Below are 24803 nucleotides of genomic sequence, written 5' to 3' on the forward strand. Positions count from 1 at the left end.
CGCGGCTTAACTCCGCAGGCCCGGAGCCTCATGGCCCGTGCGCGCCACATATTCGGTGTAGCCGCCGCCATATTGGTGAATGCCCTCGGGCGTCAATTCCAGCACGCGGTTGGACAAAGCGGCCAGGAAATGCCGGTCGTGCGAGACGAACAGCATGGTGCCTTCATATTGCGACAGGGCCTGGATCAGCATTTCCTTCGTATCGAGGTCCAGATGGTTCGTGGGCTCGTCCAGCACGAGGAAATTCGGCGGGTCGAAGAGCATCATGGCCATGACAAGCCGCGCCTTCTCGCCGCCTGACAATACCCGGCACTTCTTCTCGACATCATCGCCGGAGAAACCGAAGCATCCCGCCAGCGCGCGCAAGGAGCCCTGTCCCGCCTGCGGGAACTCGTGTTCGAGCTGCTGGAAGACGGTGCGTTCGCCGTCCAGCAAGTCCATGGCGTGCTGGGCAAAATATCCCATCTTCACACTGGCGCCCAAAGCGACGCTGCCTTCGTCCGGCTGCGTCGAGCCGGCCACCAGCTTCAGTAGGGTAGATTTACCCGCGCCGTTGATGCCCATGATGCACCAGCGCTCCCTGCGCCGCACCATGAAGTCCAGTCCTTCATAGATGACGCGACCGCCGTACTTCTTGTGAACGCTCTTCAGGTTGACCACGTCTTCGCCAGAGCGCGGTGCCGGCTGGAATTCGAAGGCGACGGTCTGACGCCGTTTCGGCGGCTCGACACGATCGATCTTCTCCAGCTTTTTCACGCGGCTCTGAACCTGCGAGGCATGCGAGGCGCGTGCCTTGAAGCGTTCGATGAATTTGATTTCCTTGGCAAGCATCGCCTGCTGGCGCTCGAATTGCGCCTGCTGCTGCTTTTCGTTTTGCGCCCGCTGCTGTTCGTAGAATGCGTAGTCGCCCGAATAGCTGCTCAATGAGCCGGCGTCGATCTCGATGATCTTGGTGACGATGCGGTTCATGAACTCGCGATCGTGCGAGGTCATCAGCAAAGCGCCCTCATAGCCCTTCAGGAATTCTTCCAGCCAGATGAGGCTTTCCAGATCCAGATGGTTGCTTGGCTCGTCGAGAAGCATGACATCGGGGCGCATCAGGAGAATGCGGGCGAGCGCCACGCGCATCTTCCAGCCGCCCGACAGCGCGCCGACGTCGCCGTCCATCATCTCCTGGCTGAAGCTGAGGCCCGCCAGGACTTCGCGAGCGCGTCCTTCGAGCGCATAGCCGTCCAGCTCCTCGTAGCGAGCCTGCACTTCGCCATAGCGCTCGATGATTTCGTCCATCTTGTCGGCCTGGTCCGGATCGACCATGGCCGCTTCCAGCTCGCGTAGCTCGGCAGCAACCGCACTGACGGGTCCGGCGCCTTCCATCACTTCGGAGACGGCGCTGCGGCCCGCCATTTCGCCAACGTCCTGATTGAAGTAGCCGATGGTGACGCCCTTATCGACGGAAACCTGCCCCTCATCGGGCAGCTCCTGTCCCGTGATCATCCGGAAAAGCGTCGTCTTGCCGGCCCCGTTGGGACCGACGAGCCCGACGCTTTCACCCCTGTTGAGCGCCGCGGACGCCTCGATGAAGAGGATGCGATGGCTGTTCTGCTTGCTGATGTTTTCGATACGAATCATGTCTACGCGAGGCCCGAAGAAAGTTTTGGCGCCTTATGCCACGGGTCGTGCGCTCTGTCGCAGCTTTTTGGGAAGGAGAATGATATCCGTTGCAGATCGGTGTTCATGGCTGGCGATTTCTGAGGTCCGGAGCAGCCATTCACAGGTGCTTGATTGAAGGGCCGACCGTCTTCAGGCCGACGAAAAGTCGAGATAGTCGATCGTGCAATTTCCTCAGCCGAGTTTTTGCAAATGGACATTCTGGGAAGCACCCGCGCTAGGGCCTGTATCCTACTGTCAATGGCAGCATTGTTTGCAACCGGCATATCGAGTGAGGCATGGCCTGCCAACGCAGCCTCTCAACATGCGCGGCTCCATGAACCGGTCAAGCAGGTCGCGGATCAACGCCTGCTGATCGATACAGCGGAGGGGAAAGGGGAAATGCCCCTCTACGCGGATCATGCGATTGATGCGGCAGCACCCGACGTGACGAAAGTGCTGATCGTGATCCACGGCACGCTTCGAAACGCCGATGCCTACTATGCCGCCGGCCAGAGGCTGCTCGCAAAAGCAGGTGATTTGGCGAAGGGAACCATGGTTGTCGCACCTCAGTTCCTGATAAGATCCGATGCCAAAGCTTTCTCGCTGTCCGCCCAGACCCTGGCCTGGACGCAGAGCGGCTGGAAGAGCGGTGAGCCGGCACGCCAAGCCGCGCCGATTAGCTCCTTTGCTGCGCTCGACGGCCTGCTTCAGCATTTTGCGGATCGCCGCCTGTACCCTTCACTGAAGACTGTCGTCGTGATGGGGCATTCGGCCGGAGCTCAACTGGTACAGCGCTATGCGGTGGTCGGACGGGAGGCGGAAACCTTGGCGAGCGACGGCGTCTCCGTTCGCTACCTGGTCGCCAATCCATCGAGCTATTTGTATTTCGACAACGAGCGGCCGGCCGCACCGGATCAATCCGACGGTTTGGCTTCATGCCCGAAGGCGACGCAATGGCGATACGGGCTGACGTCCGCACCGCAATATGTGTCCTCGCAAAATCCCAGGGATATGGAGGCCGCATATGCCGCGCGGAACGTTATCTACCTGCTGGGTGAGGCCGACACCAACCCGTACACCCATTTCATCGACCGCTCCTGCGCCGCGATGGCGCAAGGCCCTTACCGGCTTGCACGCGGGCTGACCTATTTCGACTATATGGAAAAGCGGCATCCGTCCGACCTAAACCAGAAGGTCGTAGAGGTGCCCGGCGTCGGACATGACGAGGAAGCGATGTTCACATCGGATTGCGGCATCGCGGTATTGTTTGATCGACCGATGCCGCCATCTTGCCCGGTCATCGACGGGACGGCAAAAGGATCGGGAGCGTTACCGTAACTCCTCTTCTTGGATTATCGATTTCCCCTCGGAATGGATCTAATTCAGTCGAATTAAAAGCCCCGAAAGCGAGAGCTTCGGGGCTTTCCAATGTCTACAGTTTCAATCGCGGTCAGGCGAATGCTTAGCTGCACCCGCTCGTCGCGCCGCACGTGTCGCACTTCTCGCAAGTGCCATTCCGAACCATCGTGAAGTTTTGGCATTCCGTGCACATGTTGCCGGTGTAGCCCTGCATGATGGAGCGGGCGCGGCGTTCGGATTCCAGTTTCTTGGCTTCCGACTTCGCCGTTGCCGCCTCATCCGCTGCCTTGTCGGTGAAGAGGGCAGTGGAGGCTTCTTCGTTTGCCAGTTCCTCTACGATCTCTTCAGCCAGTTCCTTGGCGCGTTCCTCGTAATCGCGCTTGAAGGCGACGACTTCCGAGGTCGAGACGGCGCTGGTCGGTTCGAGCTTGCGCGCGGTATTGCCAGCGATGGAGGTGATCGTCGCACCCGAAGAGGCGCGGGCAGGGGCTGCCGTCGACGAACCCTTGACCTCGGCTGCCTGGCGCTCACCCGATGTCGGCACCAGCGTCGGCTTGTAGCCGCGGGTCAGGCCCTTGGAGACGACATCGGCCTTGCCTTCCGACACGCCGCGTCCGAGCGCCGTGTTGTTGAAGTCCGACGTATCGACGTGGGCGAGATCGTGACGGCCGAGATAGGAGATGGCGAGTTCACGGAACACATAGTCGAGGATCGACGTGGCGTTCTTGATCGCGTCGTTGCCGGTGACGATGCCGGCCGGCTCGAACTTGGTGAAGGTGAAGGCATCGACATACTCTTCGAGCGGCACGCCATATTGCAGGCCGAGCGAGACGGAGATGGCGAAGTTGTTGATGAAGGCGCGCAGCGCCGAACCTTCCTTGTTCATATCGAGGAAGATTTCGCCGAGACGACCGTCGTCGTATTCGCCGGTGCGCAGGAAGATGGTGTGTCCGCCGATCTTGGCCTTCTGGGTGTAGCCCTTGCGGCGACCGGGAAGCTTTTCCTGGCTGCGGACAACCTTTTCGATGACGCGTTCGATGATCTTTTCGGTGACGGTGACTGCCTGGGCGGCAGCCGGGGCCTGCAGCAGTTCTTCCACTGCATCCTCATCGCCCTCGTCGTCGATCAGCGAGGCGTTCAGCGGTTGGCTGAGCTTGGAGCCGTCGCGATAAAGAGCATTCGCCTTCAGGCCGAGCTTCCAGGAGAGCATGTAGGCGTTCTTGCAATCCTCGACGGTTGCTTCGTTCGCCATGTTGATCGTCTTGGAAATGGCACCCGAGATGAAGGGCTGGGCGGCGGCCATCATGCGGATGTGGCTTTCGACCGAAAGGTAGCGCTTGCCGATCTTGCCGCAGGGGTTGGCGCAATCGAAGACGGCGAGGTGCTCGTTCTTCAGGAACGGTGCGCCTTCCAGCGTCATCGCGCCGCAGACATGGATGTTGGCAGCTTCAATGTCCTTCTTGGAGAAGCCGAGATGGTCGAGCAGGTTGAAGCTGATGTCGGTCAGTTGCTCGTCGGAAACCTTCAGCGTGCCCTTGAGGAAGTCGGCACCGAGCGTCCACTGGTTGAAGACGAACTTGATGTCGAAGGCGCTCTTCAGCGCGGCGTTGACGGCCTCCACCTTCTCGTTGGTGAAGCCCTTGGCCTTCAGCGTCGAAGGATTGATGGCCGGCGCCTGGTTCAGGTTGCCGTGGCCGACGGCATAGGCCTCGATCTCGGCGATCTGGCTTTCGGAGTAGCCGAGCGCACGCAGCGCTTCCGGAACGGCGCGGTTGATGATCTTGAAGTAACCGCCGCCGGCGAGCTTCTTGAACTTCACCAGCGCGAAATCAGGCTCGATGCCGGTCGTGTCGCAATCCATGACGAGGCCGATCGTGCCGGTCGGCGCGATGACGGTGGCCTGGGCATTGCGGTAGCCATGCTGTTCACCGAGGCTCAGGGCTTTGTCCCAGGCAGCCTTCGCATGGGCAACGAGATCCTGGTCCGGATTTTCGGCGTGGATCAGCGCCACCGGATTGACCGACAGGCCCTCATAGCCCGAGGTCTCGCCATAAGCGGCGCGGCGGTGGTTGCGGATGACGCGCAGCATATGCTCGCGGTTCGGCTTGAACATCGGGAAGGTCCCGAGTTCGGAAGCCATTTCGGCCGAGGTCGCATAGGCGATACCGGTCATGATTGCGGTCAGCGAGCCGGCGATCGCACGGGCTTCATCCGAGTCATAGGGAATGCCGGATGACATCAGCAGACCGCCGATATTGGCATAGCCGAGGCCGAGGGTACGGTATTCGTAGGAGAGTTCGGCAATGCGGCGCGAGGGGAACTGCGCCATCATGACGGAGATTTCGAGGACGACGGTCCAGAGGCGAACGGCATGCTCGTAGTCGCCGATGTTGATGCGCTTCGTCGCCGCATCCTTGAAGGTCATCAGGTTCAGCGAAGCGAGGTTGCAGGCCGTGTCGTCGAGGAACATGTACTCCGAGCACGGATTGGACGCACGGATCGGGCCAGCGGCCGGGCTGGTGTGCCAGTCGTTCATCGTCGTGTTGAAGTGCAGGCCCGGATCGGCCGATGCCCAGGCGGCATAGGAGATGGATTCCCAGAGCTCGCGCGCCTTCACCGTCTTGACGACCTTGCCGTCCTTGCGGGCGGTCAGATGCCAATCGGCGTCGTTCTCGACGGCGCGCAGGAAGTCGTCCTTGATCGACACGGAATTGTTGGAGTTCTGGCCGGAAACGGTGAGATAGGCTTCCGAATCCCAGTCCGTGTCATAGGTCTTGAACTCGAGATCCTTGTAGCCCTGGCGAGCGAACTGGATGACGCGCTGAACGTAGTTTTCCGGAACCTGATCCTTCTTGGCGGCGCGGATTTCGCGCTTCAAGGCAGGGTTCTTGGCCGGATCGAAGCAATCGTCATTGTCGCCTTCGCAATTGACGGCAGCCTTCATGATCGCCTTCAGGTGCTTGGCGACGATCTTGGAGCCGGTGACGAGGGCAGCAACCTTCTGCTCTTCCTTGACCTTCCAGTTGATGTATTCCTCGATATCCGGATGGTCGATGTCGACGACGACCATCTTGGCGGCGCGGCGGGTCGTGCCGCCCGACTTGATGGCGCCGGCAGCGCGGTCGCCGATCTTCAGGAAGCTCATCAGGCCGGAGGAGCGGCCGCCGCCGGAGAGCTTTTCGCCTTCGCCGCGCAGCAGCGAGAAGTTGGAGCCCGTGCCGGAGCCATACTTGAAGAGACGCGCTTCACGAACCCAGAGGTCCATGATGCCGCCTTCGTTGACGAGATCGTCCTCGACCGACTGGATGAAGCAGGCATGCGGCTGCGGATGTTCGTAGGCTGACTTGGACTTGGTGATCTTGCCGGTGAAAGGGTCGACATAGAAATGGCCCTGGCCGGGGCCGTCGATGCCATAGGCCCAGTGCATGCCCGTGTTGAACCATTGCGGCGAATTCGGTGCGACGCGCTGGGTGGCGAGCATATAGGCGAGTTCGTCGCGGAATGCCGATGCATCCTCTTCGGAGGAGAAATAGCCGCCCTTCCAGCCCCAATAGGTCCAGGTGCCGGCGAGGCGGTCGAAGACCTGGCGCGCATCGGTTTCGGAGCCGGTCTGGCTTTCCTTCGGCAGATCCTTCAGCGCCGCATCATCGGCCACGGAGCGCCACAGGAAGGAAGGAACGTCGTTTTCCTCAACCTTCTTCAGTTTGGCGGGCACGCCGGCCTTGCGGAAATATTTCTGCGCCAGAATGTCGGCGGCGACCTGCGAGAACTGCGCCGGCACGTCGATGTTTTCGAGGCGGAACACGATCGAACCGTCAGGGTTCTTGATCTCGCTCGTCGCCTTGCGGAATTCGATCTCCGCATAAGGTGACTGGCCGGCCTTCGTAAATCGACGTTCGATGCGCATGATCCCTTACCTCAATTCGTTGGCGCCCGTCCTCGAAACGAAGGCGCAAAATTCCTGATCCGGCTTCGCGGTTTCAGCGCGCAGCCAGTGTTCAATCCGCTTCCTGACAGGAGGTGTCATCCGGAGATGTCTTTCCCGTATCTTGTGGTGATGGTGGCTGCAAACACTAAATATAGTATTAACAGCTTATTGCCGCCAGTCCCCGCATGTCTTTTTTTGGCAGCACCGATCTCGGCACAAAAGGCCTCCCTGGCGCCATCGATCATGATGATCGCCGTGAATCCAAATCCGATTTCGAGTTAAGGACCAGCCCCCGTTATTCCGTCCGGTCCAGTCGCCGCCGCAACGTCATTCATTAACTTTGAAAGACCCGATTCCGTCAAGGGGTGGTTTGCGACGGATTTTTAACCACAATATCTTGTGGGCTTGCCTGTGGAAATTGGGGAAACGCCAGGAGTCCCAAAGATTCAAGCGCTTGGCGGAAATTGTTCGTTCTCCGCGCGACCGCTTATGAGCCGAATACCACCGACGGCGGAATTAAAAGCGACAATATTGTGACCGTGGCCTTGAAACCATTGGCAGAGGGGCAAAAGCATGCAGCAACCCCTTATGATTCGCGCCGAAGCCCTTGAATCCCACGTAATCCTGGTATCTCGATAACCACTAAATATAGTGGGCGCTAACGCGCCCACATCTATTGCTGATGCCTATGTCCGATTTTGGCACACCGCACAGAATCACAACTGATTCGGGTGAGTCTCCTAACGGTCAGCCGCGATGACCCTTGGCGATCGGCTCCTGATAGGTGAAACCCATATCCCAGGGGAAATAGATCCAGGTGTCCTGGCTAACTTCGGTGATGAAGGTGTCGATGGTCGGCACGCCCTTCGGCTTGGCATAGAGACAAGCGAAATGTGCCTTCGGCAGCAGGGTGCGCACTTCAGCGGCAGTCTTGCCAGTATCCGTCAGATCGTCGACGACAAGCACACCTTCGCCGCCATCGGCCGTCAACTCCGGCGTGATGCCTTTGAGCAGGTTCATTTCGCCCTGGTTGGCATAGTCGTGGTAAGAGGCGACGCAGACGGTATCGATCAGGCGGATATTGAGTTCCCGCGAAATGATCGCGGCCGGCACGAGGCCGCCGCGGGTGATGCAGACGATCGCCTTGAACTCGCGATTGAGTCCGGCAAGTCGCCAGGCAAGGGCGCGGGCATCGCGATGGAACTGATCCCAGGATACGGGAAAGGCTTTATCGGGCAGGGACATGGCTCTAAGGCTCCGGGAGGCAGAGGATGACAACGCACCGGCGCTGCCGGCGACCCTGAGCAGACCCCGCGACGGGCGCGGACCACGGACCAAATCCTGAAACGCGATTCGCCGGCTCTCCGATCGAAGATGATCCCACCCAATCCATTTTGGACTTTAGGGATCACGCTCCGTGGACCACGCGAATGGGTTCCCTGGCGGGAATTCTCTCATCGGTCGCTGCTTTCTGCTGGATTTGCGCTCAAAAGGCAAGAGCTGCCGCTGCGCCGCACATCCGGCATCAGCGCGCAAGCAGCGTCATCGCTGTCATCGATTGCAGCAGCGTCCGCGTCGTGCCGCCGAAAATCAACTGCCAGAGCCAGGAATGTGTATAGGCACCCATGACGAGCAGATCGATGCTATCGTCGGCGAGGCGATTTTCGATGACCTGCGATGGCGTCTTGCCGCCGCAAGTCGCCGTTTCCAATCTGGCGCGAATGCCATGGCGGACAAGCGTGGCCGTAATCTCCACGCCGGTCTCCTTCGGCGAATGCGTCGAGCTGTCAGAGGTGTCGACGGAAAAAACCTCGACGGAATCGGCAGTCCGCAGGAACGGCAGGGCGTCGAAGGTCGCACGGGCGGCTTCCTTCGATCCGTTCCAGGCAATCAGTACGCGATGGATCGGCTTCGGCTCGGTAAAGATGTAGGGAATGAGCAGCACGGGACGGCCGCTTTCGAACAGGAAGCTTTCGACATCGACATGCGAGTCCGAAGATTTGGCCGGATCGGGCTGCACGGCGATCAGCAGATCGGCGCTGCGCGCACTTTCCATCAGCGGCTCCGAACCATAGCCGACGGTGCTTGCAAAGTTGCGCCATTCATAGGCAAGTCCTTCGCGCTCCATTTTCGCGCGGAACAGCCGCTCGATCTCCACGGCTTGGCTGTGCGCCATGTCCTGCAGAGCCTGCACGGCGACCGGATCGGGGATCTCCATCGGCGCCACCAGCGGTACGGCCGAGACGATTTCCGCATGCAGACCCACGATATGCGCGCCATGCTCCTGAGCGAACGCGGCGGCGAAATCGACCGCCACCCGCGTATTGTCGGGGGTATCGAGTATGACCAGGATGGTTTTATAGGGCATGACGTGATCTCCCATGAGGAAAGGTCCTTATCGCTGCATTATATCAGTGTTCCGTCCGATAATAATGCGCTGATATGACCGCGGTTCCCCAACGGGTTAAAAGCATTTGCTGAACGTCATGCCTCAGCAGACTGATTTTCCTTTGCTTTTGCCTGTCTGATCATTTCGATCATGGCGCGCACCTCGGCCGCGACAGTTTCAACCAATTCGGCCGAGCGGCCCCGCACGACGATCTCAGTCGAGAAGGATTGGCCGACATAGCGCGGGTAGGATCCGATGCTGGTATCAGGATGAGCTTTCTGGATGGCGCCGAGCGGCGTGCCGATCTCGCCTTCGCCGTAAGGGCAGGAAATCGCCGTCGAAAGCATGCGGGTGCCGGTGCGCAGCGTCGGGACGACGTTGTCGAGCATCGCCTGAAAGACCTGCGGCACGCCGGCCATGACGTAGACATTGCCGATGTTGAAGCCCGGCGCGGTCGAAACCGGATTGGCAATATGTTTGGAGCCGACCGGCATGCGCGCCATCCGCTGGCGGGCCTCGGTGAATTCCATCTCGCGCCGTGCATACATCTCCGCCATCAGCCGCATCGCTTCGGCCTCATGTTCGCAGGCCACGCCGAAAGCCTTGGCGATGGCATCGGCGGTGATGTCGTCATGCGTCGGGCCGATCCCGCCGGAGGTGAAGACGTAATCATATTGCCCGCGCAACGCGTTCAGTGCGGAGACGATGGCGTCTTCGTCGTCGGCGACAATACGGACTTCCTTCAGATCGATGCCGGACAGCAGCATGACATCGGCGAGATGGCCGATATTCTTGTCTTTCGTCCGGCCCGAGAGCAGTTCGTCGCCGATAGCCAGCATGGCGGCGGTGACAATGGTTTCATTGGTCATGGAAATATCCGTGGAATTGCGCAGTAACGCGTTCGAAAAAACGTTTGAAATAGGTAGCGCCGTTTGCGGCGAATGCAAACTGACGTTTTCGTTTGCTTGGCGACGGTCGAAAAAGCAACTGCAAGTGAAATTTCGTCTTCATCGGGTGAACAGTGCGTTCTAGTTGCTGGGGCTGCGCCTTCGTTTTAGCGCTGATAGAAATCAGCCCGAAAATCAACGCGTCCAACAACTAGGAGACGTTCATGGCTAAGGTGCTGGTTCTCTATTATTCCTCCTATGGTCATATCGAGAAGATGGCCTATGCCGTCGCCGAAGGCGCAAAGTCCGCCGGCGCCGACGTAACCGTCAAGCGCGTACCGGAACTGGTGCCGGAAGAGGTGGCCAGGGCTTCCTACTTCAAGCTCAATCAGGAAGCTCCCATCGCATCGCCGGAAGAACTGGCCAACTACGACGCCATCATCGTCGGCTCCGGCACCCGCTTCGGCACGGTGACATCGCAAATGCGCAATTTCTGGGACCAGACCGGCAGCCTGTGGTTCGGCGGCAAGCTCGTCGGAAAGGTCGGCTCGGTGTTCACCTCCTCCGCGACCCAGCACGGCGGCCAGGAATCCACCATCCTCGGCTTCATCCCGACCCTGCTGCACCACGGCATGGCCGTCGTCGGCCTTCCCTATGCTTTCCAGGGCCAGATGGGCACGGAAGAAGTCAAGGGCGGCTCGCCCTACGGCGCTTCCACGATCACCAACGGCGACGGCTCCCGCCAGCCTTCGGAAATCGAACTGGAAGCCGCAAAATACCAGGGCGCCCACGTCGCCAGGATCGCGGCCAAGCTCGTCGCCTAATTTGATCTTCGACATTGCATGGAATCGAGGCGCGGCGAGAGCTGCGCCTTTTTTCGTCGGGGCCTATTGGAATTTGGCCTTTGGTGCGGACGACGGGGGTCGAACCCGTATAGCCTAAGGCCGAGGGATTTTAAGTCCCTTGCGTCTACCAATTTCGCCACGTCCGCGTTTTCGCGATTTCAATATCTTGCAAGGTCTGATTTGGGAAGCTTCGGAACACAGATTTTTGAATTCTGAGCGCGAACGCATCCCATCAGCCGAATACCTTGATGAGGACTGGCGTCAGCATCCGCCCTATATCTGAGAGTGTGGCTCACAAGCGAAGCCCGCCGGCACCGGGGAAACCGGATTGGAGCGGGCCTCTGACCATCATCATGATGGCTGGCTTGCATTGGAGGCGGGCCTTTGCTTCCTGTCAATTCGAAGATTTTGCGTTGCGACCGGATGTAACACGGTGGCGCGAAATGTAGCAGTTGCGCGTTGGATGGTCGTAGCCGTCGATTTGTGGTGTCGCAATGTCGCCTGGGCAGGTCGGAAAGCGCAACAAAGAGGCTTTCTTTACTCATCTTTCCTGTGTCATAGCGAAGGTGGATTGAACAGGAACGGACCAAGACCGTGGACAAGCAGGATGTTCTCGACGCCACCGAGGCCATGCGTGGCCTTTTTTCCGCAACGCCGCTGCAACTGAACGAGCATCTTTCCGCTCGCTACGGTGCGGAGATCTGGCTAAAGCGCGAGGATCTGACGCCGGTGCGCTCCTACAAGATCCGCGGCGCCTTCAATTTCTTCCGCAAGGTGATTGCCGAAGGTGGTACCGGCAAGACATTCGTCTGCGCTTCGGCCGGCAATCATGCGCAGGGTTTTGCCTTCGTTTGCCGCCATTTCGGAGTGCCGGGCGTGGTCTACATGCCGGTGACGACGCCGCAGCAGAAGATCGACAAGACCCGTATGTTCGGCGGTGAATTCATCACCATCAAGCTGTTCGGCGATTTCTTCGACCAGTGCTACCAGGCGGCGCGCGAGCATGTGCAGCAAATTGACGGCGTCATGGTGCCGCCGTTCGATCATGCCGATATCATCGAGGGGCAGGCGACGGTTGGTGCCGAAATCGCCGAGCAATTGCCGGAGGGCGTCTTGCCCGACCGCATCGTGCTGCCCGTCGGCGGCGGTGGATTGGCGGCTGGTATCACCGGCTTTTTTGCCGATCGCCTCGCCAAGGAGGCATTCGTCTTTGCCGAGCCGGCGGGAGCGCCGAGCCTCAGGCGCAGCATGGAGGCGGGGCAGGTGGTGACGCTGGCGAAGGTCGACAATTTCGTCGACGGCGCAGCGGTCGGTCGTATCGGCGACCTGAATTTCGCGGCCCTGAGAAGTTTTGCGCCGGAGCAGGTCATGCTGATTGCGGAAAATGCCATCTGCGTGACGATCACCGATATGCTGAATGTCGAAGGCGTCGTGCTGGAGCCGGCTGGCGCGCTGGCGATCACCGCGCTTGAGCAAATGGATCGTGAGAGCATCCGCGGCAAGACGATCGTTGCGGTCGTCTCCGGCGGCAATTTCGATTTCGAGCGCCTGCCCGATGTCAAGGAGCGCGCCATGCGCCATGCGGGGCTGAAGAAATACTTCATCCTGCGGCTGGCTCAACGCCCCGGTGCGCTACGCGATTTCCTCAATTTGCTCGGTCCGGACGACGATATCGCCCGCTTCGAATATTTGAAGAAGAGCGCCCGCAATTTCGGTTCCATCCTGATCGGTATCGAAACCAAGCATCCCGACAATTTCAAGCAACTGGTCGAGAATTTCGAGCGTGCCGGCATGGGCTATCAGGACATCACCGAGAACGACATTCTGGCGAACCTGATTATTTAACTTTGCCACCCCACGTCCTTCATGCTAAAGGCGATTCATGGCTTCGATCTTGTCGAATATTTTCTCGATCTTCACCGGCGGCGCTTCGACGACGAGCGCCGAAAAGACCGGCGGTCCCTCCGTCACCGCGGAGCCGCAGGAGCACAACGGCTGCACGATCTATGCGACGCCGCAGCGCGAAGGCAATCAGTTCCGCCTGATGGGCCGGATCGAGAAGGAAGTGAACGGCGAGGTGCTGGTGCGCAATTTCATCCGCGCCGATGTTTTCACCTCGTCGGACGATGCGCTTGAATCGACCTTCCGCAAGGCGCAGCAGATCATCGACCAGAACGGCCCCTCTCTGTTCGGCGACGGCGAAAAGGTTCGCCAGGTCTGAGTTCGGGGAACTGGCTCGAACGACAAAGGCCGGGTGGCCTAGCCTCTCGGAAATGCGGAACTAAAGCAGATATTGATGTCGAACCGCTTGCAGCACAGACACTGCGGGCGGTTTTTCCATTCGACTGACGGCATTCTCAAGCGTTCGAGTGGCGACGGACTGATTTTCTCGACAAGCCCCCCGCGACCGCCATTCGTCTTCGACACCGGCACCATGAAACCTTTCGATTTTTAAGCCGTTGTTGCGCTATGACCGACGCCAAAATCAATCCGAAATCGGTCGACGGCACTCAACCGCACGGTGCCGAGAAGTCGCGCCAAGGGGAGGGATCGACCGTCGAGGTCGCGCCGCCGCCAGATGTGATCGAACCAGATCCAGAGCTCACGCCTGAGGAGGCCGAGCAGGCGCGCAAGCGGTATTTGCTGAGGCGCTTCTGGATCAGCGCGCGTGGCTACTGGGGTCGCGGCGGCGACCGGCTCTCTTGGCCGTGCACGATCGTGCTATTGGCCCTGATCGGCATGAATGTCGGCTTCCAGTATGGAATTAATATCTGGAATCGCGCAATTTTCGACGCCATAGAGCAACGCAATGCCAGCACCGTCTATTTTTTGAGCGCCGTATTCCTGCCACTCGCGTTGGGAAGCATGACCCTCGTCGTTACGCAAGTCTTCCTTCGGATGGCGATTCAGCGCCGCTGGCGTTCCTGGCTGACGACCGCAGTCATCGCGCGCTGGCTCGCAAACGGCCGCTACTATCAGTTGAACCTCATCGGCGGCGACCACAAGAACCCCGAAGCGCGCATTTCGGAGGACTTGCGGATTGCTACCGAATCCCCCGTCGATTTCATTGCCGGCGTCATTTCCGCATTTCTGTCGGCCTCGACCTTCATTGTGGTGCTTTGGACGATCGGCGGTGCCCTGACCCTGACGATCGCCGCTACGACGGTCACTATTCCCGGCTTTCTCGTCGTCACCGCGGTCCTCTACGCCGCGATCACGTCCAGCTCTATGGCGATCATCGGCCGCCATTTCGTCCACGTTTCCGAGGTCAAAAATCAGGCGGAAGCCGAATTTCGCTACACGCTGACACATGTGCGGGAAAACGGCGAGAGCATCGCATTACTCGGCGGTGAGGAGGAGGAGCGTAGCGACCTCGACAAGACCTTCGCCAATGTGCTCGGGCAATGGGCGCTCCTTGCCCGCCAGCACATGCGTACGACGCTTGTGTCGCAGGGGTCGAGCCTGTTTGCGCCCGTCGTGCCGATTTTGCTTTGCGCTCCAAAGTTTCTTGAAGGCAGCATGACCCTTGGGCAGGTCATGCAGGCTGCCTCTGCCTTCGCCATTGTTCAGAGCGCGTTCGGATGGCTGGTCGACAACTACCCCCGTCTCGCCGATTGGAACGCCTGCGCACGGCGCGTCGCTTCGCTGATGGTGTCGCTTGACGGGCTCGAGCGCGCGGAGCAGAGCGACGCTTTGGGACGCATCAAGCACGGCGAAACTGAGGGCGATGCGATGGTCAGCCTGAACGATCTCTCCGTGTCGCTTGACGACGGCACCGCCGTGGTCAAGGAAACACAGGTCGTGATCGAACCGGGCGAGCGGGTGCTGGTGGCCGGAGAATCCGGCTCAGGCAAGAGCACGCTGGTGCGGGCCATCGCAGGTCTCTGGCCGTGGGGTGACGGCAGCGTCGATTTCCACGCCGACAGGCGGCTGTTCATGTTGCCGCAGCGGCCTTACATCCCTTCCGGGACACTTCGCCGCGCAGTTGCCTATCCCAGCGCCGCCGATAGCTGGACGCTGGATGAGATCAAGGCGGCCCTCGACAAGGTGGGACTCGATTATCTGAACGAGAAGATCGAGGAAGAAGCGCCATGGGACCAGACGTTGTCGGGCGGCGAAAAGCAGCGGCTCGCCTTTGCGCGTCTCCTGCTGCACAATCCCGATATCATCGTGCTGGATGAAGCAACGTCAGCACTCGATGAGAAGAGTCAGGACAAGATGATGGAGACGGTGATCGAGGAATTGCCGAAGGTCACCATCATCAGCGTGGCGCACCGCGCCGAGCTGGAAGTCTTCCATAGCCGCAAGATCACGTTGGAGCGGCGCGAGGGCGGCGCAAAGCTTGTGAGTGATATCGATCTTGTCCAGCGGGCAAGAAGACCGAATGTGCTTTTGCGCCTTTTGGAGAACCCGCGCTCCCTCCCGAAAGGCAAAGCGACTTCAAGCAAAACGGCGCCGTCTTCGAATAAAAATTGAAGTCCGCCCGGTTGGGGGTTCCAAAGGCTTGGGCGAGGCTCAGTTGGAGGAAGTGCCTGTCGCACGCTCGAAGCACGGAAGGGCTTTTGTCAAAAAAGTCGGTCGCATAACTTTGAGTTCCGCGACCGATTTTCTGCGACAGCAATTACCAGTGGCCGAATATAGGCCTTGCTTTCTCCGATCCGTTTACGCCGTGCGGAAAAGCTTGGCACCCGAGGGAGCGCTGGTCGCGCCGCCGTCGACGGTGATTTCGATCGCCGTGACGTTCCGGGAATCGTCCGATGCGAAATAGAGGGCAGCGTTGGCGATCTCGTCGGCTTCGCTCATGCGGCCAAGCGGGCTCAGGCTACCGAAACGGGCTTCGAGGGCATCCTTGGCATCTTCCGTCATCGCCCGTGTGTTCCAGATCGGCGTCTTGGTGGCGCCGGGCGTGACCTGGTTGACGCGGATGCCGCGCGGGGCGAGTTCGGATGCCAGGTTGCGGGTCATGGCGCGGACGGCACTCTTGGTGCCGGCATAGGCGGAGTAGCCGGGGATGCCGAGAACAGCGTGCACGGAACCGTTCAGGATCACCGAGGCGCCGTCGTTCAGATGCGGCAACGCAGCCTGCACCGTAAAGAAGACGGCGGTGAAGTTGGTGCGCACCACCGTCTCGAACTGCTCAAGCGTGGTCCTTCCAACGGCGGTTTCGCCGGCAATCCCCGCATTGGCGAAGACGATGTCGAAATTGCCGAGCTTCTGAGCCGCGTCGGCGAAAGCTTTCTCGGTGGCTGCAACGTCGGTGACATCGACCTGCAGTGCCAGCACATCGCCGCCAAGCTCTTCAACGGCGGCGGCAAGGGTCTGTGGATTGCGGCCGGTGATGGCGACCTTGGCGCCTTCGGCGAGGAAGAGGCGGGCGGTGGCCAGCCCGATGCCGCTGTTCCCACCTGTGATGATGGCAACCTTGTTCTTGAGACGCATGTTCGTAGCTCCTATTGGCTTTGATCACGATCTGGATTATGATCGTTCTCTATAAGGATTATGATCATAATCTACATTCGTCAAGGTAGATCGAGGAGATTTTTCGATGGGTCATTCTCAGTTGGAGAAGCAGAAGACGCATGAGCGCATCGTGACACTTGCCGCCAAGCGCCTGCGGGAGGAGGGGCTGGAGGGTATTGGCGTTGCCGATCTGATGAAGGAAGCCGGCCTGACGGTCGGCGGATTCTACAAGCATTTCGCCTCCCGTGACGAACTCGTCGCTGAAGCCGTCCAGGTGGCGGTGGAATCGTGGCGGCGGCAATTGGAGGGGAAGGGGATCGATCCGGCGGATATTTCTCTGGAGGACTATGCCGACGATTATCTCAGCACGCTACATCGCGACCACCGCGGCGAAGGCTGTGCCTATGCAGCGTTGACGGCCGATATCGCGCGCAGCGGCGATGCCGTGCGAACCATTGCAACGGAAGGGATACGGAAAAACTTCGAAACGATGGCCGCGCGCCTGCCGCACCAGGATGCCACGGAGATGCGGCGCAATGCCATTGTCGCCTCATGCTTGATGAGCGGCGCGGTCGGCCTTGCGCGCATCGCAAACGACGAAGAGCTCTCCCGTGAAATTCTGGAGGCTGCGAAGAGCTTCTTGAAGGAACTGGCGACAGACGGCCGGAAATAAAAAATGCGGCCGGTGGGGGACCGGCCGCTCGCAGGGAATTGCGATTGTTTTGAAAGCTTAGGCGGCAAGTGCCAGTTCGGTTGCGCGGGCTTGGGCAGCGCCGATCGCCTTTTCAGCGGCTTCCGGACCGAAGGCAAGGCCTTCGACATAGACCGTCTCGACTTCGGTAATGCCGATGAAGCCGAGAACCGACTTCAGGTAGGGAACGGCGTGATTGAGCGGGGCAGCCGGACCTTCGGAATAGACGCCGCCGGAAGCGAGCACAATATAAGCCTTCTTGCCGGTCACCAGACCCTTCGGGCCGGTTTCGGTGTAGGTGAAGGTGCGGCCGGCGCGGGCGATGTTGTCGATCCAGGCCTTCAGCGACGAATAGATGTTGAAGTTGATGAGGCCGGTGCCGATGACGACGGTATCGGCGGCAAGCAGCTCGTCCACCAGTTGGTCGGAAACCTTGACGGCTTCGGCTTGCTCGGGCGTGCGAGCCTCGGCCGGGGTGCGGATGGCGGCGGTGAAGAGTTCATCGATATGCGGCAGCGGCGCAGCGGCCAGATTGCGATGGACGATCGTCTTGCCCGGGTTCTGGGCCTTGATCTTGTCGGCAAGCTCGCTGGCGATCTTGGTGGAAAGCGAGTCGCTGCGCGGGCTGGACGTCAAAAGCAGAATAGAGGACATGGTCATGTTCCTTTTCAATGAGTTGCGAGAGCCAGGCAGGGAGGCCAGCCATCGTTCGAGAAAAGAAATAAGTCTGCAGTGCCATCGAAAAAACTGTGATAATATGGATTGGAATTATCGATAGAATGGATGGCCCATGCTTCCCAATCCGACCCTCGACCAGTTGCAGGTCTTTCTCACCGTTGCCGAATCCGGCAGCTTTTCCGCCGCATCGCGAACCTTAAACCGTGCGCAATCGGTCATCAGCTACACGATTGCCAATCTCGAGGCCCAGCTCGAGGTACCGCTATTCGAGCGTTCCGGCTCCCGTCAGCCAACATTGACGGACGCGGGCAAAGCTATGCTGGAAGATGCGCGTCGTATTCTCGGCGATCTCGAAGTGATGCGTGCGCGCGTCAAAGGTTTGAAGGCGGGACTTGAATCGGAAGTGGCGGTGGCCATCAGCGTCATGGTGCCGATACATGCCACCGTCGACGTGTTGAGCGAGTTTCGCGAGCGCTTCCCGCTCGTCTCGCTTCGGCTCGACACCGGCGAACTCGGCACGATGATGGAACTCGTCGCCAGCGGTAAGTCTACGATCGGTATTGGTGGCGCGGTGTTCAAGAAGGATGATTCGCTGGTCGTCGAGCGTATCGGCCACTCCTTCATGCTTCCGGTCGCGTCGCCCCATCATCCACTCGCTCAGATTGGGAGGCCGTTGACGCTTGCCGATGTGCGGGAGGAGGTGCAATTGGTCGTTACCGATGCCTCCGGTCTCACGAGTGGCAAAGATTTCAACGTCCTCTCCTACAAGATCTGGCATGTCAGCGATATCGCGACCAAGCATCAATTGATGCGTGGCGGCCTCGGCTGGGGCGGGCTGCCGGCTTCGCTCATTATGGAAGACCTACAGAAGGGACGGTTGGTGCCTCTGGCCCTCGATGCGTACGACCAGAGCGAATATCCGATCTACGCCGTCCACAAGCTTGCCAGTCCTCCCGGTCCCGCCGCTGCCTGGATGATCGAAGCCTTCAGCTCGCGCCTTTCGCGATGCCCGAACCAGGCGGATTTCAAGGCGGCCGTCGAAATGTTTCATCCGAACGAGAAGCCGTTGGCGGCGGAATGAAAACCCTCCCCCGCGCGGGGGGAGGGTCAACGGAATCAGAGTATCAGCCGGTAATTGCGGAAGCCGTCGACACCTTCGCCGGCGTCCTCGATCTTCACGCTCTTCACATCAGCGAGGAAATCCTTGGCCTTCGGTGAGCTTTGGAACAGAACGGTCGTGCCCGGCAGCGGCTTGAAGGTCCAGTTGCCGTCAGCGGTCGGATTGATCGTGCCCTGGTCATGGACATAGCGGACGATAACGTCGCGGTTAGTATCCGGAGCCTGATAGACGACCTTATCCGAAGCGATTTCCGGGAAGTTGCCACCACCGCCGGCGCGGTAGTTGTTGCTGACGACCAGGAATTTCTGAGCCGGATCGATCGGTTTTCCGTCGAACTGCAGGTTCTGGATGCGATTTGCGTCGGCATTCAAGACCTTGCCGTCATCGCCGAAGCGGCGCGGCTGCGAGAGGTCGATCTGATAGGTGACACCGTCGATGACGTCGAAGTTATAGGACGGGAAACTGTTGTTGATCAGATCCGCATCCTTGGCGCCCGGTTGGACCTGATTGAACATCGCTGCGGACATTTCCAGCCAGTTCTTGACCTGCGCGCCGTTGATGACGACCGCCTGCACCGTATTCGGATAGAGATAGAGGTCGGCGACGTTTTTGATGGCGATATTGCCGGCGGGGACGTCGGTATAATAGTCGGCGCCGTTGCGGCCGCCGCATTTGAAGGGCGCAGCCGCCGAAAGCACCGGGAGATCCTTATACTGCGTCTCCTTCAGCATGTTCTTGATGTACCAGACCTGCGCCTGGCTCACGATCTGCACCGACGGATCGTCGGCGACGAGAGCAAAATACGAATAGAGCGGCGCAGAGGTCTTGCCGACGGGCGTGCGGACATAGGTCAGCGTCGCCTCATGCTCGGCCTTTGCCGCTTCCACCACTTCCTTCTTGTCGGCGACATCGGCGATGACTTTCTTCTTGTCGTCGCGGTGATAGATCGGCCGTGCCTCGGAGGTGAAATCGACGATCTTCCAGCTCTTGCCGTCCTTTTCGAGCAGCAGGTCGATCAGACCGAGATGCGAGCCCCAGAAGCCGGCCATGACGGCGGGCTTGCCGTGCAGCGTGCCCTTCACCGGATCGGCGCCCTTGATACCGTCCCAGGTCTTCGGGCCAGGGAAGACGAGATGCTGGTGGCCGGTGAAGACGGCATCGATGCCGTCAACTGCCGCAACGTAGAGCGAGGCGTTTTCCATCTTGTCGCTCGGGCCGCTGCCGTCGATGCCGGAATGCGAGAGGGCGATGATGATGTCGGCGCCTTCTTCCTTCATGACGGGTACCCAGGCCTTGGCAGCCTCGACGATGTCGCGCGTCTGTGCCTTGCCTTCAAGGTTCTTGATGTCCCAGAGCATGATCTGCGGCGGCACGAAGCCGATGAAGCCGATCTTGATCGTGTTCTCATTGCCGGCGCCATCTTTGATCTTCTTGTCGAGGATCAGATAGGGCTTGAAGAACAGGTCGTCCTTCTTCGGGTCGGAGGCAAGCTGGCCCTTGGTCAGATTGGCGCAGACGAAGGGGAAATTCGCTCCGCCCAGAACCTTGAACATGAAGTCGAGGCCATAGTTGAACTCGTGATTTCCGAGCGTGCCGACCTCATAGCCGAGCGTGTTCATTGCCTTGATGACGGGATGGACGTCGCCGTCCTTCATGCCGTGCTGATAGGCCATGTAGTCGCCCATCGGATTGCCCTGAAGCACGTCACCATTGTCGATCAGCAGCGAATTGGTGGCCTCGGCACGGATGTTGTCGATGATCGTTGCCGTGCGCGACAGACCCATCGTGTCGTTCGGCTTGTCGGCGTAATAGTCGTAGGGGAAGACGTTGACGTGAATGTCCGTCGTTTCCATGAGACGCAGGTGCGCCTGATTGCCGGCGGCGCGGGCGGCAAATGGATGCAGCACGATCAGCGCGGCGGTGGCGCTGAGGCCCTGCAGCAAAGAACGGCGCGACATGCTGGGCAATTCCAGAATGGAAGACATGAAACACTCCTTCAACAATGAATCCATGATCCCTCGATCACCTTTCGGGGCGAGGGAGATTAAGACGATTTTTGAAGGTGTGCACTAGTAATATGACAGACTTATTGTGGCTTCGGCGCCAAGGAGCGAAGAAGCCGTCAGCGTTTGAGAACCGGCTGTATGTCCTTGTGGAAAAAGCGGAAATAGGAAGCAACCTGCGCCGACGCATTGGAGGAGGGGTCGAACTCGATACCGATCCGGCCGCTATGGGTCCAGCGCACGATGCCGTCCAATACGCCGATGTCGTCGCATTCGACCCGGACCTTGCTGCCGGCGGCGGCATGGATCGGCGATTGCAGGTCGAGCGCGATGCCGCCGGTGGAAATATTGACCACACGGCCGGTAACCGCCTTGGCGAAATATCGAACCCGACCCATCAGACGGGCATACTTGCGCGGCGAACGCCTTGCTTTGATTTTCAGGTTGTTTTCAGTAAGCGGTTTTGAAATCGGCTGCATAACTGACCTCGATGCCTGTGTCTGACAATTCCGGATAGCAGGTAGGCGTTGAAAGGTGCTTAGGACGATCGGTAAAATTGACAGGATCCGTTCCGAATCGGGACCTGTTGCTTTTAATGTTTCAACTCCGGACTTTCTTATGGAGGTCGAGCGGGAGTTTTGGAGAAAGAAGAAATGGCGTTGCGCATCGTTTCGCTGAATGTGTGGGGTGGCCTATTGCATGAACCGCTCATGCAGTACCTAGTCGATGTCGACGCGGATGTTCTGTGCCTGCAGGAGGTCACGCGCACCAAGGATGCACCCTCCGAATGGCTGGTCTATCGCGACCACGGCGTCGAACTTCCGCAACGAGCCAATCTTTTTGAGGAGATCGCCGCCGCCCTGCCCATGCACGACGCCTTCTTCAGTCCGACAGCGCGAGGCGATGTCTTTGACGGTGATCGGCGGATAGCCTCCGAATTCGGCCTGGCAACCTTTGTCCGTAAGTCCTATCCGGTCATCGGCCAGGCGTCGGGCTTCGTACATGGGGAATTTTCGGCCGACGGCTGGGGTCCGCACCCGCGGTCGCGCAACGCCCATTGCATCCGCATCTTCGATTACGAGGGCGGTTTCCCCGTCACCATCGCCCATATGCATGGCCTGCGCGATATGGACGGCAAGGGCGACACACCGGCTCGCCGTCATCAGGCGGACGCATTGGTGGAGCTCATCCGGCACGTTCGCCAGGGCAATGAGAAGCTGGTCGTCTGCGGTGACTTCAACGTCCTGCCGGGAAGCGTAACCTTCGATTCCCTCGGCGCATTGGGGCTTTCCGACCTCGTCACCTCGCGCGGTCATCGCGATACACGGACTTCCTATTACCGCAAGGAGCCGCGTTTCGCCGACTATATGCTGGTGACATCCGCGGTGGAGGTGATCGAATTCGACCCCGTCGCCGAACCGGAAGTCTCCGATCACCGCGCCTTGCTGCTGAATCTACGATAGTTCGACCAGCCGCAGCTCAGAGCCCGACATTCGGCCGGTCGATGATCTCGCGCAGCGCGAAGCTGGAATTGATCTTCACCACATGGGGCAAAGCGGAGAGCCAGTCGCGGTGGATGCGTTCGTAATCTTCGAGATCGCGCGCCGCGACGCGCAGGATATAGTCGTATTCGCCGGACATAAGGTAGCAGACGAGCACGTTCGGGCAGCGTTTCACCGCCGTTTCGAACTCCGACAGCGTCTTGGCGAACTGGCCGGACAGCGAGATATGGACGATGGCGATCATCTTGTAGTCCAGCGCCTTGTGCGACAGCCGGGCATGATAACCGCCGATAACGCCATCTTTCTCCAGAATGTCGAGCCGGCGCGAGCAGGCGGAGGGTGACAGGCCGACCTTTTCCGCAAGTTCGGCATTGGTGATCCTGGCGTTCTGTTGCAGTACTCCCAAAATCGCACGATCGATGGTGTCTATATCCGGCATTCGAAGATCTTTCGAAAAAATTGGCTTAAACGCAATAATCCACGAAAAATGCTTGTTCGGCAAATTGTCTTTGCAAGGACATTTCAGGGCGAAAGTGGTCTCATCCGTACCGGAACAGTTGCAAACCGGAAAAGCATTCAGGAGGAGCAAATGCGCGTAGGTTGTCCGAAAGAGATCAAGAATCATGAATATCGCGTCGGTCTGACGCCTGCATCCGTTCGCGAATATGTGGCCCATGGTCATGAGGTCTGGGTTGAGACCAAAGCGGGCGCCGGTATCGGGGCCGATGATCACGCCTATATCGCCGCCGGCGCCAAGATCGCCGCCACTGCGAAGGACATTTTCGAAAAGTGCGACATGATCGTAAAGGTCAAGGAGCCGCAGCCTTCCGAATGGTCGCAACTGCGCGATGGCCAGCTTCTCTATACCTATCTGCATCTCGCGCCCGATCCGGAGCAGACCAAGGGCTTGATCGCCTCCGGCGTCACCGCCATCGCTTATGAAACCGTCACCGATGAGCGTGGCGGCCTGCCGCTGCTCGCGCCGATGTCGGAAGTTGCGGGACGCCTCTCGATCCAGGCGGGCGCCACCGCGCTGCAGAAGGCCAATGGTGGTCTTGGCATCCTGCTTGGCGGTGTGCCCGGCGTTCTGCCGGCCAAGGTTGCCATCATCGGTGGCGGCGTCGTCGGCCTGCATGCCGCCAAGATGGCGGCCGGCCTCGGTGCCGATGTCAGCATTCTCGATCGTTCGCTGCCGCGTCTGCGCCAGTTGGACGATATCTTCAACGGCCGTGTCCACACGCGCTATTCCAGCATCCAGGCGCTGGAGGACGAGGTCTTCGTTGCTGATCTCGTGATTGGCGCGGTGCTGATCCCCGGCGCAGCAGCGCCAAAGCTTGTTACCCGCGAAATGCTGTCTGGCATGAAGAAGGGCGCCGTTATCGTCGATGTCGCCATCGACCAGGGCGGTTGCTTCGAAACCTCCCATGCAACCACCCATTCCGAACCGACCTATGAGGTCGACGGAATCGTGCACTATTGCGTCGCCAATATGCCGGGGGCGGTTCCGGTCACCTCGGCGCAAGCGTTGAACAATGCCACCATCTATCACGGCCTCGCGCTCGCAGATCGCGGCCTGCGCGCCATTGCCGAGGACAAGCACCTGCGCAACGGCCTCAACATCCACAAGGGCCGTGTCACCAACAGACCCGTCGCCGAAGCGCTCGGCTACGAGGCCTTCGCCCCGGAAAGCGTCTTGAACGTGGCGTAAATCCCATCGCGCTCACGTCAGACGGAAGCGCCGGCGTCACCGTATGCCGGCGCTTCTTTTTTATTGATCCGGCACTGATAGCAATTATTGCGCGCCGAGCGGACATGCACATAGGCGATGCCTTCGCGGCTCAGGAGTTCGCCAGCATAGGCCTCGATGTCGCCGATCGGTGTCACGGCACCGGTGCCGTAGACGATGCGGTTGTTTTCGCCATAGCCGCGCACGATGAAATCCGGACTGGTGGTCAGCACGGGCGGCAGGACTTCCTCGGCTTCGTAACGCCGGCAAGGCACCTTATGCAGGAAAACCGGCCCGGTCTCGGCGTAGGGCTGCAGATCCGGAAACGGCCGATAGGCGAAGACATAGAGCTCTTCGCCCGCATCGATATTCCGCAGGCAGTGGCGACAGGGATGGCCGGGACCATCCGAGATCATTGTCTCCGGCCGGTGACTATAGGCGTCCACGCCGCCGTTCCAGAGAGCTTCGGCATCGGACGTGGGCATGGCGGCAAAAGCAATCGCAGACATGGCAAATCTCCTTTTTAGGGTTTGTCATGTGATGCGCCCCGATAGAGGGAGAAGCC

The 24803-nt window shown here is 59.5% G+C and carries 20 protein-coding genes and 1 tRNA gene; 9 read left to right on the plus strand and 12 right to left on the minus strand.

Features of this window, described 5'->3' with window-relative positions; all coding sequences use genetic code 11:
• Positions 1-6: 6 nt before the first annotated feature.
• The gene (locus tag QA648_RS05635; protein ID WP_283050124.1) at positions 7-1629 is read right to left on the minus strand and encodes an ABC-F family ATP-binding cassette domain-containing protein; all 1623 of its coding nucleotides are present in this window, start codon (positions 1627-1629) and stop codon (positions 7-9) included.
• A gap of 420 nt (positions 1630-2049) precedes the next feature.
• Between QA648_RS05635 and QA648_RS05640 the strand changes: the two genes are divergently transcribed.
• The gene (locus tag QA648_RS05640; protein ID WP_283050125.1) at positions 2050-2988 is read left to right on the plus strand and encodes an alpha/beta fold hydrolase; all 939 of its coding nucleotides are present in this window, start codon (positions 2050-2052) and stop codon (positions 2986-2988) included.
• Between the two features lie 124 nt (positions 2989-3112).
• Here QA648_RS05640 and QA648_RS05645 read toward each other — a convergent pair whose 3' ends face one another.
• The 4 genes from QA648_RS05645 to QA648_RS05660 all read right to left on the minus strand — a co-directional run bounded on the left by QA648_RS05645 (position 3113) and on the right by QA648_RS05660 (position 10195).
• Positions 3113-6916, minus strand: coding sequence for a vitamin B12-dependent ribonucleotide reductase (locus QA648_RS05645; RefSeq protein ID WP_283050126.1), 3804 nt, complete (start codon positions 6914-6916; stop codon positions 3113-3115).
• Between the two features lie 768 nt (positions 6917-7684).
• A complete protein-coding gene (gene gpt / locus QA648_RS05650) occupies positions 7685-8182 on the minus strand; it encodes a xanthine phosphoribosyltransferase (RefSeq protein ID WP_283050128.1) in 498 nt (165 codons plus the stop codon).
• Positions 8183-8462: 280 nt separating this feature from the next.
• The gene (locus tag QA648_RS05655; RefSeq protein WP_104822884.1) at positions 8463-9305 is read right to left on the minus strand and encodes a universal stress protein; all 843 of its coding nucleotides are present in this window, start codon (positions 9303-9305) and stop codon (positions 8463-8465) included.
• A 116-nt stretch (positions 9306-9421) separates the two neighbouring features.
• On the minus strand, positions 9422-10195 hold the full coding sequence (locus QA648_RS05660) for a competence/damage-inducible protein A (RefSeq protein ID WP_260303849.1): 774 nt from the start codon (positions 10193-10195) through the stop codon (positions 9422-9424).
• A 242-nt stretch (positions 10196-10437) separates the two neighbouring features.
• On the opposite strand from QA648_RS05660, the gene wrbA reads away from it, so the two are divergent.
• Positions 10438-11037 carry an NAD(P)H:quinone oxidoreductase type IV gene (gene wrbA, locus QA648_RS05665; RefSeq protein WP_104822887.1) on the plus strand — a complete coding sequence of 200 codons (600 nt, stop codon included), beginning with the start codon at positions 10438-10440 and terminating at the stop codon, positions 11035-11037.
• Between the two features lie 81 nt (positions 11038-11118).
• On the opposite strand, the gene QA648_RS05670 is transcribed toward wrbA, so the two are convergent.
• Positions 11119-11204, minus strand: a tRNA-Leu gene (locus QA648_RS05670).
• Between the two features lie 448 nt (positions 11205-11652).
• Here QA648_RS05670 and ilvA point away from each other — a divergent pair.
• From ilvA to QA648_RS05685, 3 genes are all read left to right on the plus strand, one after another.
• Positions 11653-12903, plus strand: a complete 1251-nt coding sequence (ilvA, locus tag QA648_RS05675; RefSeq protein WP_283050131.1) for a threonine ammonia-lyase — start codon at positions 11653-11655, stop codon at positions 12901-12903.
• 37 nt (positions 12904-12940) lie between these two features.
• Complete coding sequence (locus QA648_RS05680) at positions 12941-13279, plus strand: HlyU family transcriptional regulator (protein ID WP_104822891.1); 339 nt, start codon at positions 12941-12943, stop codon at positions 13277-13279.
• A gap of 248 nt (positions 13280-13527) precedes the next feature.
• Positions 13528-15534, plus strand: coding sequence for an ABC transporter ATP-binding protein/permease (locus tag QA648_RS05685; protein ID WP_283050134.1), 2007 nt, complete (start codon positions 13528-13530; stop codon positions 15532-15534).
• 186 nt (positions 15535-15720) lie between these two features.
• Here QA648_RS05685 and QA648_RS05690 read toward each other — a convergent pair whose 3' ends face one another.
• Complete coding sequence (locus QA648_RS05690; protein ID WP_283050136.1) at positions 15721-16497, minus strand: SDR family oxidoreductase; 777 nt, start codon at positions 16495-16497, stop codon at positions 15721-15723.
• Between the two features lie 106 nt (positions 16498-16603).
• Here QA648_RS05690 and QA648_RS05695 point away from each other — a divergent pair, with 106 nt between their 5' ends.
• Positions 16604-17191, plus strand: a complete 588-nt coding sequence (locus QA648_RS05695) for a TetR/AcrR family transcriptional regulator (protein WP_104822895.1) — start codon at positions 16604-16606, stop codon at positions 17189-17191.
• 57 nt (positions 17192-17248) lie between these two features.
• On the opposite strand, the gene QA648_RS05700 is transcribed toward QA648_RS05695, so the two are convergent.
• Positions 17249-17863 (minus strand): FMN-dependent NADH-azoreductase, encoded by a 615-nt coding sequence (locus tag QA648_RS05700; protein WP_283050138.1) that lies wholly within the window; start codon positions 17861-17863, stop codon positions 17249-17251.
• Positions 17864-17999: 136 nt separating this feature from the next.
• Here QA648_RS05700 and QA648_RS05705 point away from each other — a divergent pair, with 136 nt between their 5' ends.
• On the plus strand, positions 18000-18968 hold the full coding sequence (locus tag QA648_RS05705; RefSeq protein ID WP_283050140.1) for a LysR family transcriptional regulator: 969 nt from the start codon (positions 18000-18002) through the stop codon (positions 18966-18968).
• A 35-nt stretch (positions 18969-19003) separates the two neighbouring features.
• Here QA648_RS05705 and QA648_RS05710 read toward each other — a convergent pair whose 3' ends face one another.
• Positions 19004-20992, minus strand: coding sequence for a bifunctional 2',3'-cyclic-nucleotide 2'-phosphodiesterase/3'-nucleotidase (locus tag QA648_RS05710; RefSeq protein ID WP_283050142.1), 1989 nt, complete (start codon positions 20990-20992; stop codon positions 19004-19006).
• Between the two features lie 137 nt (positions 20993-21129).
• Entirely contained in the window at positions 21130-21489 is a 360-nt protein-coding gene (locus QA648_RS05715; RefSeq protein ID WP_104822899.1) for a PilZ domain-containing protein, read from the minus strand.
• A 174-nt stretch (positions 21490-21663) separates the two neighbouring features.
• Between QA648_RS05715 and QA648_RS05720 the strand changes: the two genes are divergently transcribed.
• Complete coding sequence (locus QA648_RS05720; RefSeq protein ID WP_283050145.1) at positions 21664-22473, plus strand: endonuclease/exonuclease/phosphatase family protein; 810 nt, start codon at positions 21664-21666, stop codon at positions 22471-22473.
• Between the two features lie 16 nt (positions 22474-22489).
• Here the strand turns inward: QA648_RS05720 and QA648_RS05725 are convergent, their stop codons facing one another.
• Positions 22490-22951 carry an Lrp/AsnC family transcriptional regulator gene (locus QA648_RS05725; protein ID WP_283050146.1) on the minus strand — a complete coding sequence of 154 codons (462 nt, stop codon included), beginning with the start codon at positions 22949-22951 and terminating at the stop codon, positions 22490-22492.
• Between the two features lie 150 nt (positions 22952-23101).
• Here QA648_RS05725 and ald point away from each other — a divergent pair, with 150 nt between their 5' ends.
• Positions 23102-24220: an alanine dehydrogenase gene (ald, locus tag QA648_RS05730; RefSeq protein ID WP_283050148.1), complete on the plus strand. Its 1119-nt coding sequence runs from the start codon at positions 23102-23104 to the stop codon at positions 24218-24220.
• Between the two features lie 17 nt (positions 24221-24237).
• Here the strand turns inward: ald and QA648_RS05735 are convergent, their stop codons facing one another.
• Complete coding sequence (locus QA648_RS05735) at positions 24238-24747, minus strand: DUF1203 domain-containing protein (RefSeq protein ID WP_283050150.1); 510 nt, start codon at positions 24745-24747, stop codon at positions 24238-24240.
• Positions 24748-24803 lie beyond the last annotated feature (56 nt).

Origin of the sequence: Rhizobium sp. CB3171 (assembly GCF_029714265.1) — a bacterium.
In the GTDB taxonomy this organism is placed as follows: domain Bacteria; phylum Pseudomonadota; class Alphaproteobacteria; order Rhizobiales; family Rhizobiaceae; genus Rhizobium.

Bases quoted from the DNA above. Each gene is read 5' to 3' on its own strand.
- QA648_RS05635 (WP_283050124.1), bottom strand. From the start codon at position 1,629: ATGATTCGTATCGAAAACATCAGCAAGCAGAACAGCCATCGCATCCTC.
- QA648_RS05640 (WP_283050125.1), top strand. From the start codon at position 2,050: ATGCCCCTCTACGCGGATCATGCGATTGATGCGGCAGCACCCGACGTG.
- QA648_RS05645 (WP_283050126.1), bottom strand. From the start codon at position 6,916: ATGCGCATCGAACGTCGATTTACGAAGGCCGGCCAGTCACCTTATGCG.
- gpt (WP_283050128.1), bottom strand. From the start codon at position 8,182: ATGTCCCTGCCCGATAAAGCCTTTCCCGTATCCTGGGATCAGTTCCAT.
- QA648_RS05655 (WP_104822884.1), bottom strand. From the start codon at position 9,305: ATGCCCTATAAAACCATCCTGGTCATACTCGATACCCCCGACAATACG.
- QA648_RS05660 (WP_260303849.1), bottom strand. From the start codon at position 10,195: ATGACCAATGAAACCATTGTCACCGCCGCCATGCTGGCTATCGGCGAC.
- wrbA (WP_104822887.1), top strand. From the start codon at position 10,438: ATGGCTAAGGTGCTGGTTCTCTATTATTCCTCCTATGGTCATATCGAG.
- QA648_RS05680 (WP_104822891.1), top strand. From the start codon at position 12,941: ATGGCTTCGATCTTGTCGAATATTTTCTCGATCTTCACCGGCGGCGCT.
- QA648_RS05685 (WP_283050134.1), top strand. From the start codon at position 13,528: ATGACCGACGCCAAAATCAATCCGAAATCGGTCGACGGCACTCAACCG.
- QA648_RS05690 (WP_283050136.1), bottom strand. From the start codon at position 16,497: ATGCGTCTCAAGAACAAGGTTGCCATCATCACAGGTGGGAACAGCGGC.
- QA648_RS05695 (WP_104822895.1), top strand. From the start codon at position 16,604: ATGGGTCATTCTCAGTTGGAGAAGCAGAAGACGCATGAGCGCATCGTG.
- QA648_RS05700 (WP_283050138.1), bottom strand. From the start codon at position 17,863: ATGTCCTCTATTCTGCTTTTGACGTCCAGCCCGCGCAGCGACTCGCTT.
- QA648_RS05705 (WP_283050140.1), top strand. From the start codon at position 18,000: ATGCTTCCCAATCCGACCCTCGACCAGTTGCAGGTCTTTCTCACCGTT.
- QA648_RS05710 (WP_283050142.1), bottom strand. From the start codon at position 20,992: ATGTCTTCCATTCTGGAATTGCCCAGCATGTCGCGCCGTTCTTTGCTG.
- QA648_RS05715 (WP_104822899.1), bottom strand. From the start codon at position 21,489: ATGCAGCCGATTTCAAAACCGCTTACTGAAAACAACCTGAAAATCAAA.
- QA648_RS05720 (WP_283050145.1), top strand. From the start codon at position 21,664: ATGGCGTTGCGCATCGTTTCGCTGAATGTGTGGGGTGGCCTATTGCAT.
- QA648_RS05725 (WP_283050146.1), bottom strand. From the start codon at position 22,951: ATGCCGGATATAGACACCATCGATCGTGCGATTTTGGGAGTACTGCAA.
- ald (WP_283050148.1), top strand. From the start codon at position 23,102: ATGCGCGTAGGTTGTCCGAAAGAGATCAAGAATCATGAATATCGCGTC.
- QA648_RS05735 (WP_283050150.1), bottom strand. From the start codon at position 24,747: ATGTCTGCGATTGCTTTTGCCGCCATGCCCACGTCCGATGCCGAAGCT.